The following is a 13,491-nucleotide window of genomic DNA, read 5'->3' on the forward strand; positions in this document are numbered from 1 at the left end:
GTATCAAACCAGTTTGCCAATCAACTCGCGTGCTTCCTGCTGCTGACCATCATTGCCTTCGGCAATCACCTCATCAAGGATATCGCGGGCACCTTCGGTATCACCCATGTCGATATAGGCACGTGCGAGGTCGAGCTTGGTAGCGGTTTCATCCGTACCGGAAAGGAAGTCGAAATCGTCGTCGCTTTCGTCAAGGCTGACCGGCTGCGGCGAACTGGCGACCGGCTCGTCGAAGGCATCGGCAGCAAATGGCTGGTCCAGGCTTTCGGACAGCTGATCAAGGTCTGCGGTTACTTCATCGAGCTGAGCGGCGAAGCTGTCGGCGCTTGGCTGCGCTGGCGCTTCTTCGTTCAAGGACAGATCGAAATCGGCAGGCAGATCGAACTCGTTGTCTGCGGCAACGGTGCTTGGCGCATCCGAACCCAGCCCGGCGAAGTCATGGCCTGCATCTGGCTCATCCAGGCTGAGCAGGAACTCGTCTTCGGGAGCCGCGGCTGCAGGCTTGCTTTCAGCATCCAGGTCCAGGCTGAAGTCAGCCAGATCGGAACTGAATTCGTTGCTGTCACTAGTGGCCGGCGCATCCAGCATGAAATCGAGGTCGTTTGTCTTGTCGGCAGCAGGCGCAGCCGGGGTATTGAAATCCAGGTCGCTGTCGAGAGAGAAGCTATCCAGATCGGCCAAGGAATTGTCGCCAGAGGCCTGCAGGTCACGGTCTAGCTCGGATTCGAGATCATCCAGGCTTAAGTCAAACTCGTCATCAAGGTCGCTAGCAGCAGTAGGCTGACTTGGCGCTGGCTCGTCCAAAGTCAGGTCATCCAAGCTGAACGCGTCGATATCGTCAGCAACTGAGGCGCCAGCAAATCCCGCTCCAGCAGCCGCAAGTGCCATTGCCGGATAACGGCCTTTAAGCTGCTCGATTTCCGGATTCACCCCACCGATTTCGCGCAGCTCGCTTTCCTGGCGGGCGAATCCGTCGCGATCGCCCAGTTCGGCATGAACCTCCATGAGTTTCAGCCGCAGGTCGCTGCGCTGAGGCTCATCATTGATGGCGTTCTGCAACAGCTCGGCAGCCTGATTGAAACGGCCATAGGCAATGTAGATATCGGCTTCGCCCAGAGCGTCGCCAGTTTGCGCGGTTACCCGCTCTTCACCGGCCTCACGGTCGAACTCACTCTCGCCCAGCTCATCTGGAAAGCTCTCAAAGCTATCGGCCGGCAGCGTGGAGTCAGCGGTGTAATCAATATCGTTGCTGCCAGCAGCCAGCTGCTCCTGCAGCTCAGCTTCCTTCATGGCGTTGCGACGCGACAGCATCATCAACCCAACCAACAGCAAAAGCAGGGCCCCGCCACCCGCGACGCCCAAGATCATTGGGTTGGCAAGAATATCATCGAAGGGGCCCGCTACCGGCTCATCAGCTACTGGAGTCACTGCCGGGGCAGCTGGGGCCGGAGTTGCGGGTGTCACTACTGGAGGAGCAGCAGGCTCTGCCGTGACAGGCTCCACAACTTCAGCAGGTGGGGTAGTGGAATCTACAGGGGACTCAGTTTTTTTTTCTACTGGCTCTTCGCTGTAGTTGAAATCGGTCGCCTCGCCCTCGGGCGCAGCAGCCGGCGGCGCAACTGGAGCCTCCGGCGCTGTAGGCGTGGTCGCGCTTGCAGGAACAGCAGGTGCGACCTCGGCAGCAGGTGGCGTGACTGCAGCCGGAACCTCTGCCGGCTTGCCAAGTTCGGCTTGCAGCTTGGCGAGCTGGTCATCCTTGAGCTGAATCAGACGCTGCAGTTTTTCCAGCTGACCCTGAAGATCATCCATCCGACCTTTCAATTCGTCGTTTTCACGGCGGGTCGAATCCAGGCTCTCCTGGGTAACAGCCAGTTTGTCGGTCAGCGCCTTGCTATCCGCCGCACCGGTATCGCTGCCGGCTGTGGATTTACCGCTGTCCGGCGAGACCAGTTTCAGGCTGTCCTGGGCTTTGGCCTCGGCAGGAGCCGCGCCAGCCGTGGTGCGCTTGGTTGCATCCAGTTGACGCGTGCCTGCGGCGACGCTGCGACCTTCGCGCCAGGCATTGTTTTGCTCGGTAACCTGAGCAATGGCTTCAGCCCGGCTGCGGCTCTGAACCTGCTGACCTTCCGGCAAGCGCAGCACCTGGCCATTTTTCATGCGGTTGATGTTGCCGCCAATAAAGGCATTCGGATTCAGATCCTGGATTGCCAGCATGGTCTGATGAACGCTACCGCCGCCTACACGCTGGGCAATCTCCCAAAGCGTGTCGTTCGACGTAGTTTTGTACTCACCACCTTGTAGCGCGCTTGGCGCGGCAACAGGCGCGCGCGGAGCAGGAGCATTGACCGGAGCGGCTGGACGCGGAGCGGGGCTAGCCGCCTGCGGCCGCGGCGCTGGAGCGGCAATCGGCAGTTGTGGCGCGGCTGCAATGACGGTTTGTGGCGAGTAGAGCGGCGGGTCTAGCAACAGGGTGTATTCGCGCAACAAACGACCGTTGGGCCAAAGGACTTCCACCAGGAAGTTCACATAAGGCTCACGCACCGGTTTGCTGGAGGTCACTCGAATGACGCTTTTGCCATTCGGCTTAAGTACGGGAGTGAACTTGAGATCGGTCAAAAAGAACTGACGGTCAACCCCCGCCTTGTTGAATTCTTCAGGAGACGCCAGGTTCGGCAGCACCTCGTTGGAGGCAAGATCGCGCACTTCCAACAATTCTATTTCAGCCACCAACGGCTGATTAAGCGCGGACTGCAGAGTTACCTCACCCAGCCCAAGCGCGTGCGCCATACCGGAGGACAGCGCCGAAGCAGCTGCGATTGCCAGCACCAGTTTGCGAACCCGAACCATAGCGTTATCCCTTGTTTTATCTTTTTTTCTCGGCATGCGAGAGGGCCTTGATGATCACTGCCTGCTGCGTCCGCAGACGTGTCCCCATTCAGCGATCAACTTAGACAGTATTGCCAAGCTCGAAAGATTCTTCAAATTTCTAGGTAAGTATCTTTTACAGATAGTGTTTTATCAATAACTCAGCTAATTGCACAGCGTTCAACGCAGCGCCTTTTCTTACATTATCAGACGCAATCCACAAATTGAGTTCTGCTGGGTCGTCCAACCCGCCGCGAACTCGGCCGACATACACGCAATCCTGTCCGACTGCGTCGCCTACCACGGTCGGATAGTCGCCCGCCTCGACGTATTCCAATACAGCAGAGGATTGCAATGCCGTCTTAACCGCAGCCACATCAACAGCCTGCGTTGTTTGCAACGACACGCTCAGGCTATCGCCAAAAAACACTGGTGCTTGAATGCAACTTGCCGAAACCTTCAATTGAGCGTCGCCCAACAACTCCTTCAACTCGCTGCTCAGGCGCTTTTCCAGCACGCCGTGCCCCTCGTCGTCAGGCGTATCCACCTGAGGAAGCAGATTGAAAGCGATCTGCTGATCAAACAGACGCGGCTCCAGCGGACGCGCATTGAGCAGCTCGGCAGACTGTCGCGCCAGTTCTGAAACGCCCTCGCGACCACGGCTGGAAACCGCCATACAGGCAGTAACGGTGACGCGCTGCAGCTGCACATGCTCGCAGATCGCTGCCAGAACCAGGGAAACGGCAACCGCTGATGCACTAGGGCTGGTCAGCAGATAAGGCGGCGCTAGCCTCTTGATGACCTCCGGGTTGACTTCCGGAACGACGCGCGGCGCAAGTGCTGCCGGAAACGCCGCTGACAGATCGATGATCGCGCAACCAGCAGCCTGCGCCTGCTCGATATAGAGACGGGAGGTGGTCTCGGCCACGGCAAAGAACACCAGCTGAACGGTGGAAAAATCGAACCCTTCAGCCGTGCGCACTCGCAGATTCTTGCCCTTGAAGGTCAGCGAGCGTCCAGCTGACTCGCCGCTGGCCAACACGTGCAGCGTTGCCACCGGCAGCTCACGCTCTTCCAGCAACTGCACCAGGGTTTCACCGACACTGCCTGTGGCGCCGATCACGGCAATATCAAAGGAACGGGTCATGGTCAGGCTCTAGCAAAATAAGTCAGGCACTGTATAGAGCGGCGGCGCAAAAGCATAGAAGCGAACCCGCGAGCACCTGAAGAACATGTTCAGATACCCGCGAAGTTCGCTTCCTATGAGTTCATCAGCGCAGCCGCCGAGTGGCGACCGCTGGTTGATTACCGCTCGAGCAGGATTCGCAGCATGCGCCGCAGCGGCTCAGCAGCGCCCCACAGCAACTGATCGCCGACAGTGAAGGCGCCCAGGTACTGCGAGCCCATGTTCAGTTTGCGCAGACGACCGACCGGGACGTTGAGCGTACCGGTGACGGCAGTCGGACCCAGTTCGCGGATACTCGCTTCACGCTGGTTCAGCACCAGCTTGACCCAGGGGTTGTGCTGGCTGATCAGCCCTTCGATGTCCGACAGCGGTACATCCTTGTTCAGCTTGATGGTCAATGCCTGGCTGTGGCACCGCATGGCACCGATGCGCACGCACAAGCCATCGACCGGGATCGGGTTCTTGAAGCGACCAAGAATCTTATTGGTTTCCGCCTGGCCTTTCCATTCCTCGCGGCTCTGGCCGTTTGGCAATTCCTTGTCGATATACGGAATCAGGCTGCCGGCCAGAGGCACGCCGAAGTTGTCCACCGGGAACGACTCGCCGCGCATGGCTTCGGCGACCTTGCGGTCAATATCCAGAATGGCGCTGGCCGGGTCAGCCAGGTCATCGGCGACCGATGCGTTGATCGCACCCATCTGCCTGATCAGCTCGCGCATGTTCTGCGCACCGGCGCCGGATGCTGCCTGGTAGGTCATGGCGCTCATCCACTCGACCAGGCCAGCCTCATACAGGCCACCCAGCGCCATCAGCATTAGGCTGACGGTGCAGTTGCCGCCGATGTAGTTTTTTACGCCACCTTCGAGCGACTGATCGATCACCTTGCGGTTGACCGGATCGAGCACGATCACCGCGTCATCTGCCATGCGCAGGGACGAGGCAGCGTCGATCCAGTAACCCTGCCAGCCCGCCTCACGCAGCTTGGGAAAGACTTCGCTGGTGTAGTCACCGCCCTGACAGGTGAGGATTACATCGAGGCTTTTCAGCTCGTCAATGCTGTAGGCATCCTTCAGCGCAGCCGTGTCCTTGCCAATGGCAGGACCCTGGCCGCCGACATTGGAGGTGGTGAAAAACACGGGCTCGATCAAGTCGAAGTCCCGTTCTTCCAACATGCGCTGCATCAGCACGGAACCCACCATGCCACGCCAACCGATCAAACCTACACGCTTCATAACCACTACACCTTTATAAACAAGCAGACCGCCGGGTTTAGCGCCGGCGGGCGAAAAAGATTACAGACTGCGCAGTGCTTCGACTACCGCATCGCCCATCGCAGCCGTGCCGACCTTGGTCATGCCTGGCGAATAAATGTCGCCAGTGCGCAGCCCCTGGTCGAGCACCTTGCTGACCGCCTGCTCAATGGCCGCGGCTGCCGCGTGCTGGGCGAAGCTGTAACGCAGCATCATCGACACCGAAAGGATGGTCGCCAACGGATTGGCAATGCCCTGCCCTGCGATATCCGGCGCACTGCCATGGCACGGCTCGTACATGCCCTTGTTGTTGGAATCCAGGGACGCCGACGGCAGCATGCCGATGGAACCAGTGAGCATGGAAGCCTCATCCGACAGAATGTCGCCGAACATGTTGTCGGTAACCATCACATCGAACTGCTTGGGCGCGCGAACCAGCTGCATGGCAGCGTTATCCACGTACATGTGGCTGAGTTCGACGTCCGGATAGTCCTTGGCCACCTCCTCCACCACTTCCCGCCAGAGCTGGCTGGACGCCAAGACGTTGGCCTTGTCCACCGAGCAGAGCTTCTTGCCGCGCACCCGCGCCATGTCGAAACCGACCCTGGCGATCCGGCGGATCTCGCTCTCACTGTACGGCAGAGTGTCGTAAGCCTGACGCTCGCCGTTCGCCAGCACGCGAGTCTCGCGGGGCTGGCCGAAGTAGATACCGCCGGTCAGCTCGCGGACGATCAAGATATCCAGACCGGCGACGACTTCTGGCTTCAGCGAAGAGGCATCGGCCAATTGCGGATAGAGAATCGCCGGACGCAGGTTAGCGAACAGGCCGAGCTGCGAGCGGATCTTCAGCAGGCCGCGCTCCGGGCGGATATCGCGCTCGAGCTTGTCCCATTTCGGTCCACCCACTGCGCCGAGCAGCACGGCATCGGCCGCCTTGGCGCGTTCGAGGGTTTCGTCAGCCAGGGGCACGCCATGTTTGTCGATGGCCGCGCCACCGATCACGTCGTGGCTGAACTCGAAGCCCAGAGCGAACTTATCGTTGGCCAACTCCAGCACCTTGACCGCTTCGGCCATGATTTCCGGGCCGATACCGTCGCCGGGGAGAATCAGAATCTGTTTGCTCATTGCATTCCTCAATTTTCCGTAGGGTGGATGACGCTGTTTTCATCCACCGACACTACGCAAGGTGGATGGATGAAGCGTCATCCACCCTACGCCTCATGTATTACTTGATCGCGCCGAACAGCCAGGGGCTCTTCTGCTGATAACCGGCCTCGAAGGCCTTGATCGCGTCACTGTCCTGCAGGGTCAGACCGATGTCATCTAAACCATTGAGCAGACAATGCTTGCGGAAGGCATCAACCTCGAACGCGTATTGCTTGCCGTCGGGGCAAGTGACCGTTTGCGCTGCGAGGTCGACGGTCAGTTGATAGCCCTCACAGGCTTCGGCCTGCTCGAACAACGCATCGACGTCCGCTTCGGCGAGAACAATCGGCAACAGGCCGTTCTTGAAGCTGTTGTTGTAGAAGATATCGGCATAGCTCGGCGCAATGATCGCGCGGAAACCATACTCTTCCAGCGCCCAGGGCGCGTGTTCTCGGCTGGAGCCGCAACCGAAGTTTTCCCGCGCCAGCAGTACGCTGGCGCCCTGGTAGCGTGGCGCATTCAGCACGAAATCATGATTGAGCGGGCGCTTGGAGTTGTCCTGATTTGGCTGACCGACATCCAGATAGCGCCACTCATCGAACAGGTTCGGGCCGAAGCCGGTGCGCTTGATCGACTTGAGAAACTGCTTGGGAATGATCTGATCGGTATCGACATTGGCGCGATCCAAGGGCGCAACCAGGCCGGTGTGTTGAGTAAACGCTTTCATTTTCGAACTCCTCAGACCTGGATCAATTCGCGCACATCGATAAAGCGACCGGTTACCGCTGCCGCCGCCGCCATGGCCGGGCTGACCAGGTGAGTACGACCACCGGCGCCCTGGCGGCCTTCAAAGTTGCGGTTGGAGGTGGACGCGCAATGCTCGCCACTGCCCAGCTTGTCCGGATTCATCGCCAGGCACATGGAGCAGCCCGGCTCGCGCCATTCAAAACCGGCTTCGACAAAAATCTTGTCCAGCCCTTCCGCCTCGGCTTGCTGTTTCACCAGGCCGGAGCCCGGCACCACCATCGCCTGCTTGATAGTCGCGGCCACCTTGCGGCCCTTGGCGACTTCGGCGGCAGCGCGCAGGTCTTCGATCCGCGAGTTGGTGCAGGAGCCAATAAACACGCGGTCCAGCTGAATGTCGGTGATCGCCTGATTGGCGCTCAGCCCCATGTACTTCAACGCGCGGACGATAGAGTCGCGCTTGACCGGATCGGCTTCGGCGGCCGGGTCCGGCACGTTCTGGTCGACGGCCAATACCATTTCCGGCGAAGTGCCCCAGCTGACCTGCGGCTTGATCTCTTCGGCCTTCAGCTCGACCACCGTATCGAAATGCGCATCGGCATCGGAGACCAGTTGCCGCCACTGCGCCACCGCCTCGTCCCAATCGGCGCCCTTGGGCGCGAACGGCCGGCCTTCGACATAGGCGATGGTCTTTTCGTCCACCGCCACCAGGCCGACGCGAGCGCCCGCCTCGATCGACATGTTGCAGATGGTCATGCGCCCTTCCAGCGACAGGTCGCGAATCGCGCTGCCGGCGAATTCCAGTGCATGGCCATTACCGCCAGCGGTGCCGATCTTGCCAATCACCGCCAGCACGATGTCCTTGGCCGTCACGCCGAACGGCAATTTGCCTTCCACGCGCACCTGCATGTTCTTCATTTTCTTCGCCACCAGGCACTGGGTCGCGAGCACATGCTCGACCTCCGAGGTGCCGATGCCGTGGGCCAGCGCGCCGAATGCGCCGTGGGTTGAGGTGTGCGAGTCGCCGCAGACCACGGTCATGCCTGGCAAGGTCGCACCCTGCTCCGGGCCAACCACGTGAACGATGCCCTGGCGGATGTCGTTCATCTTGAACTCGAGGATGCCGAAATCATCGCAGTTCTCATCCAGGGTCTGCACCTGGATTCGCGACACCTCGTCGGCGATGGCTTCCAGCCCACCCTGACGCTCGGCTTTGGTGGTTGGCACGTTGTGGTCAGGGGTGGCGATATTGGCGTCGATGCGCCACGGCTTGCGACCGGCCAGACGCAGCCCTTCGAAGGCCTGGGGCGAGGTCACTTCGTGAAGAATATGCCGATCGATATAGATCAGTGACGAGCCGTCGTCGCGGCGCTTCACTTCATGCATTTCCCAGAGCTTGTCGTACAGCGTTTTGCCGGCCATCAGCTTTCCCTCGTCAGCGTTTATATGCCTGGGCGAATAGCCCTTTGGCTTATGGGGTAATCCTATGGGCTCACTTCGAATTACTCAAATTCATATTTTTTATTTGAAGGATTCCAGCTAGGAATACAAATAGGGTATTAACGCTGTGAAGAATTTGCCGGAGCACGGACATGGACCTCGCCACTCTCAACGCGTTTATCGCCATTGCCGAGCTCGGCAGCTTTTCCGATGCCGCGGAACGCCTGCACCTGACCCAACCGGCCGTCAGCAAGCGCATCGCAAGCCTCGAACAGCAGCTGAACGTGCGCCTGTTCGATCGCCTCGGGCGCGAGGTCAGCCTGACGGAAGCGGGCCGCGCGTTGTTGCCTCGTGCCTATCAGATTCTCAACGTTCTGGATGACACCCGCCGCGCCCTTACCAACCTGAACGGCGAAATCAGTGGCCGCCTGACGCTCGCGACCAGCCATCACATCGGCCTGCACCGCTTGCCGCCGCTGCTGCGCGCCTTCACCCGCGCCCATCCCCAAGTCGCCCTGGACATCCAGTTTCTCGACTCCGAAGTGGCCTATGAAGAAGTGCTGCACGGTCGCGCCGAGTTGGCGGTCATCACGCTTGCGCCCGACACGCGGGAGCCGGTGCATGCGGTCCCGGTGTGGGACGACCCGCTGGATTTCGTCGCTGCGCCGGAACACCCGCTCGCCCGCAATGACAGGGTCAACCTCAGTGAAGTGGCGCTGCACCCTGCGGTATTTCCGGGCGGCAACACCTTTACCCATCACATCGTCCGGCGTCTGTTCGAAGCCCAGGGTCTGACCCCGAACATCGCCATGAGCACCAATTACCTGGAGACGATCAAAATGATGGTGTCCATCGGACTGGCCTGGAGTGTGCTGCCGCGCACCATGCTCGACGAGCAGGTCGCTCGCCTGCCGATTCCGGGCATTCAGCTGAGCCGGCAACTGGGCTACATCTCCCATACCGAGCGCACGCTCTCCAACGCGGCACGGGCATTTATGCAACTGCTAGACGGCCATCGCGACAGCCTTGCGCTGGCCCACACTCAAAGGCTAACGTGAAGCCAATAACGATAAGAAGGCCGCTGCATGACGCATTCCAGCCGAGTTTTCGCAGAAGTTCCGCGTTTACCTGTCACAGGTAGGGCCGCCAATGGCCAAATCCGATAATCCTCTCCCGCCACTGCCGTTCATCCCGGCGCTGGATCCCGCAGAATTCGAGAAAGCCTGGAGCGATGCCCCACGCCTGCTGGCGGCACTCAACGGTGCGCGGCTGGGCGCCTGGTACTGGGACATCGAGAGCGGCCGGGTCAATTGGTCGCGCGGTGCACAAGCACTATTCGGCCTGGACCCGAAGCATCCGCTGCCCAAGCAGGTCAACTACATCGATTTCATTCCCGACGAAGACCGCGGCGACATCATCCGTCTGTTCAAGCGCGTGCTCGACGGCAACCCCACCACCAGTGCCTTTCGCCACCGCATCCACTGGCCGGACGGCAGCCTGCACTGGCTGGAAATAAGCGGCAGCCTGCAGCACGACGCCGATGGCAAACAGCGGGTCATGGGGGTTATTCGCGACATTACGCAACAGCAGGCCCGAGAGCAGGCGCTGATCAATTCCGAACAGCGTTTCTCCAATCTTTTTCATCTGAGCCCCGAAGTCATCATCCTGGTGCGCTTTGCCGACAGCGTCATCACCGAAGCCAACCATCACTTCACCACCACCTTTGGCTGGCCCATCGAAGAAGCCATCGGCCGCTCGACCCTCGACCTCAACATATGGGTCCATCCGCATCAACGCGCCGTGCTGCGCAGCACCGAAGGCAACAGCCACGAACCGCGGGTACAGGAAGTTCAGATGCGCACCCGCGACGGGCGCGTGCTCGACGGGGTGATTTCCAGCCAGCACATCGAACTGGATGGCCAGGCTTTTCTTCTCACCTCGTTTCTCGACACCACCGAGCGCAAGCGGGCGGAAGCGGCGCTGCGCAGCAGCGAGGAGAAGTTCTCGCAAGCCTTTCGTCATACCCCTGACGCGGTGGTGATAACGGAAAAGGACAGTGGCCGCTTCATCGAGGTGAATCCCAGTTTCGAACGGCAGTTCGGCTGGACCGCCGCCGAAGCCATTGGCCGGACCTCGGTCGAACTCGGCGTCTGGGCCAACCCCGATGACCGCAACAGAATGGTCGAGGCGCTGCAGAAAGGCAGCCTCGATGCTCTGGAAGTGCAGCTCTACGGCCGTGATGGCGCAATCAGCGACAACCTGTTGTTTGGTGGCGAAATCCAGCACGACGGCCGCAGCTGCCTGGTGCTTACGGTGCGCGACATCACCAAGCAACGTGCCCAGGAAATGGCACTCAAAGACAGCCAGGAGCGCCTGAACCTGGCGCTCGAATCCGCCGATCTCGGCACCTGGGACTGGCACATTCCCAGCAACATCCTGTTTGGCTCAGCCCGCGCGTCCATGCTCCACGGCCTGCCACTGGAGCCCTTCAACGATGACTTCCGCAAGTTCTTCAGCAACGTCCCGCTGGAGGATCGCCATGCCATGCGCAACATCTACAACGAGCTGGTCAAGGGCAGCCGGCACGATTACCAGGTCACCTACCGGGCCGTCTACGCCAATGAACAGGTGCACTACCTGGAAAGCACCGCCAAGCTCTACCGCGATGAACGCGGCGAACCGTTGCGCATGGCCGGCACCCTGATCGACATCAGCGAACGGGTGCTGCGTGAGCAACGGCTGAAAGCATCCGAAGAGAAGTTTTCCACCCTGTTCCAGGCCAGCCCCGACCCAGTCGCCTTGACCACCTTGCCTGATGGCATAGCGGTGGAAATCAATTCCAGCTTTAGCCAGGCCTTTGGCTGGCAGCCTGAAGAAATCGTCGGCCGAAGAATGGTCGACATCAATCTATGGGTTGACCTGGAAGAGCGCGCCCGGCTGTTGAGCAAGCTCGAAGAGCACCAAGGGGTGACTAACGAGATTGCCGATTTTCGTGACAAACAGGGGCACACCATCACCTGCGTGGTTTCATCAAGACCCATCAATGTCAGCAACCAGCGCTGCATCCTCACCACTTTTCGCGACATCAGCGAACGGCAACGCGCGCAAGCGGCGCTTCAGGCCAGCCAGGAGAAGTTCTACAAGGCGTTCCAGTCGAGCCCGGACGCCATCACTATCACCGTGCGCAATACCGGCCGGCACATCGAGGTCAACGAGGGTTTCAGCCGGCTGACTGGCTACAGTGCCGAGGAAGTCATCGGTCGCACCTCCAGCGAACTGAACATCTGGGCCGATGACGGTCAGCGCCAGATACTTCTCGACACGCTAAAAGCCCAGGGGCGCGTGCACCGCCTCGAATTGCTGGCCAGAGACCGACATGGCAAACGTCTGCAGGTCGAGGTCTCGGTCGAGCAGATCGAACTGGACAACGAAGCCTGTCTGTTGCTGACTGCCCGCGATATCGGCGAACTGAAAGAGGCCCAGGCCCAGGTGCAACACCTGGCGTACCACGACCCCCTGACCAACCTGCCCAACCGCGCGCTGCTGATGGACCGTCTGACCCAGCAGATTTCCCTGCTCAAGCGCCATCAGCTGCGCAGCGCCCTGCTGTTTCTCGACCTGGACCACTTCAAGCACATCAACGATTCCCTTGGCCATCCCGTTGGTGACTCCGTGTTGAAGATGGTCACCGCGCGCCTGGAAGCCAGCGTGCGCCTCGAGGACACCGTGGCCCGCCTGGGCGGCGACGAGTTCGTCGTGCTGTTATCAGGGCTGGAAGGCAAGCGTTCCGAGGTGACCCGCCAGGCGCGAACGATCGCCGAAAAGCTTCGCCAATTGCTTGCCGAACCGATGCTGCTGGATGGACATCACCTGCAGATCACCCCGAGCATCGGCATCGCCTTGATCCCCGATCATGGCAACACCCCGGCGGACCTGCTCAAGCGCGCCGATATCGCCCTGTACCGGGCGAAGGACTCCGGGCGCAACGCCATTCAACTGTTTCGCAGCAGCATGCAGGAAGCCGCCAGCGAGCGCCTGCGCCTTGAAAGCGACCTGCGCATGGCGCTTGCTCGCGAAGAATTCGAGCTGTACTTCCAGCCCCAGGTCGACGCCCGCAGTGGGCAGATCATCGGTGCCGAAACCTTGCTGCGCTGGTTCCACCCGACCCTCGGCGCGCAGTCGCCGGCGGTATTCATCCAGGTGCTCGAAGAAACCGGACTGATTCTGGACGTCGGCGGCTGGGTGCTGACACAAGCCTGCCATGCCTGCGCCCAGCTGCTCAGCGACGACCTGATCAACGCCGACGACTTCAGCCTGTGCGTCAATATCAGCCCGCGGCAATTCCGTCAGAACAATTTCGTTGAGCGGGTCGAGAACAGCCTGGTCGATAGCCACCTGCCCAAGCCCATGCTCAAGCTGGAAATCACCGAAGGCATCGTCATCCAGAATATCGAGGACACCATCGCCAAGATGAACCGGCTGAAAAGGCTCGGCATCAGCTTCGCCATGGATGACTTCGGCACCGGTTACTCGTCGCTGACCTACCTCAAGCGGCTGCCAGTGGATGTGCTGAAGATCGACCAATCCTTCGTGCGCGACGCCACCCACGACCCGAACGGCGCGGAAATCATTCGCGCCATCGTCGCCATGGCCCGCAGCCTGGGCCTGGAGATGATCGCCGAAGGCGTGGAACAGCAGGATCAGCTGGATTTCCTGCAACAGCAGGGATGCCACCAGTACCAGGGCTACCTGTTCAGCAAGCCGTTACCCCTGGACGAATTCCGCGCCCTGCTGCTGCGCTGTCAGCAGCCATAAGAAACGCCAAGGGCGCCCTGAAAGCGCCCTTGGCGAACCATCGAT

The 13,491-nt window shown here is 60.2% G+C and carries 8 protein-coding genes; 2 read left to right on the forward strand and 6 right to left on the reverse strand.

The window, feature by feature from the left end; all coding sequences use genetic code 11:
• Positions 1 to 3: 3 nt before the first annotated feature.
• The 6 genes from ACX0MV_RS14680 to leuC form a co-directional block, all read right to left on the reverse strand.
• Complete coding sequence (locus tag ACX0MV_RS14680; RefSeq protein ID WP_458983266.1) at positions 4 to 2,847, reverse strand: motility hub landmark protein FimV; 2,844 nt, start codon at positions 2,845 to 2,847, stop codon at positions 4 to 6.
• Between the two features lie 154 nt (positions 2,848 to 3,001).
• Positions 3,002 to 4,012, reverse strand: a complete 1,011-nt coding sequence (locus tag ACX0MV_RS14685) for an aspartate-semialdehyde dehydrogenase (protein WP_458983267.1) — start codon at positions 4,010 to 4,012, stop codon at positions 3,002 to 3,004.
• A 158-nt stretch (positions 4,013 to 4,170) separates the two neighbouring features.
• Entirely contained in the window at positions 4,171 to 5,283 is a 1,113-nt protein-coding gene (asd, locus tag ACX0MV_RS14690; protein ID WP_458983268.1) for an aspartate-semialdehyde dehydrogenase, read from the reverse strand.
• Between the two features lie 60 nt (positions 5,284 to 5,343).
• Positions 5,344 to 6,426 carry a 3-isopropylmalate dehydrogenase gene (gene leuB / locus ACX0MV_RS14695; protein ID WP_458983269.1) on the reverse strand — a complete coding sequence of 361 codons (1,083 nt, stop codon included), beginning with the start codon at positions 6,424 to 6,426 and terminating at the stop codon, positions 5,344 to 5,346.
• A 100-nt stretch (positions 6,427 to 6,526) separates the two neighbouring features.
• A complete protein-coding gene (gene leuD, locus ACX0MV_RS14700; protein WP_458983270.1) occupies positions 6,527 to 7,174 on the reverse strand; it encodes a 3-isopropylmalate dehydratase small subunit in 648 nt (215 codons plus the stop codon).
• 11 nt (positions 7,175 to 7,185) lie between these two features.
• Positions 7,186 to 8,613: a 3-isopropylmalate dehydratase large subunit gene (leuC, locus tag ACX0MV_RS14705; RefSeq protein ID WP_458983271.1), complete on the reverse strand. Its 1,428-nt coding sequence runs from the start codon at positions 8,611 to 8,613 to the stop codon at positions 7,186 to 7,188.
• Positions 8,614 to 8,783: 170 nt separating this feature from the next.
• Here leuC and ACX0MV_RS14710 point away from each other — a divergent pair, with 170 nt between their 5' ends.
• Positions 8,784 to 9,689: a LysR family transcriptional regulator gene (locus ACX0MV_RS14710; RefSeq protein WP_458983272.1), complete on the forward strand. Its 906-nt coding sequence runs from the start codon at positions 8,784 to 8,786 to the stop codon at positions 9,687 to 9,689.
• A 91-nt stretch (positions 9,690 to 9,780) separates the two neighbouring features.
• Entirely contained in the window at positions 9,781 to 13,446 is a 3,666-nt protein-coding gene (locus ACX0MV_RS14715) for a PAS domain S-box protein (protein ID WP_458983273.1), read from the forward strand.
• The last annotated feature ends 45 nt before the right edge of the window (positions 13,447 to 13,491 follow it).

This window comes from Pseudomonas cistanchae (assembly GCF_054483635.1).

Excerpts from the sequence above, each read along its gene's own strand:
- ACX0MV_RS14680 (WP_458983266.1), bottom strand. The coding sequence starts at position 2,847 with ATGGTTCGGGTTCGCAAACTGGTGCTGGCAATCGCAGCTGCTTCGGCG.
- ACX0MV_RS14685 (WP_458983267.1), bottom strand. The coding sequence starts at position 4,012 with ATGACCCGTTCCTTTGATATTGCCGTGATCGGCGCCACAGGCAGTGTC.
- asd (WP_458983268.1), bottom strand. The coding sequence starts at position 5,283 with ATGAAGCGTGTAGGTTTGATCGGTTGGCGTGGCATGGTGGGTTCCGTG.
- leuB (WP_458983269.1), bottom strand. The coding sequence starts at position 6,426 with ATGAGCAAACAGATTCTGATTCTCCCCGGCGACGGTATCGGCCCGGAA.
- leuD (WP_458983270.1), bottom strand. The coding sequence starts at position 7,174 with ATGAAAGCGTTTACTCAACACACCGGCCTGGTTGCGCCCTTGGATCGC.
- leuC (WP_458983271.1), bottom strand. The coding sequence starts at position 8,613 with ATGGCCGGCAAAACGCTGTACGACAAGCTCTGGGAAATGCATGAAGTG.
- ACX0MV_RS14710 (WP_458983272.1), top strand. The coding sequence starts at position 8,784 with ATGGACCTCGCCACTCTCAACGCGTTTATCGCCATTGCCGAGCTCGGC.
- ACX0MV_RS14715 (WP_458983273.1), top strand. The coding sequence starts at position 9,781 with ATGGCCAAATCCGATAATCCTCTCCCGCCACTGCCGTTCATCCCGGCG.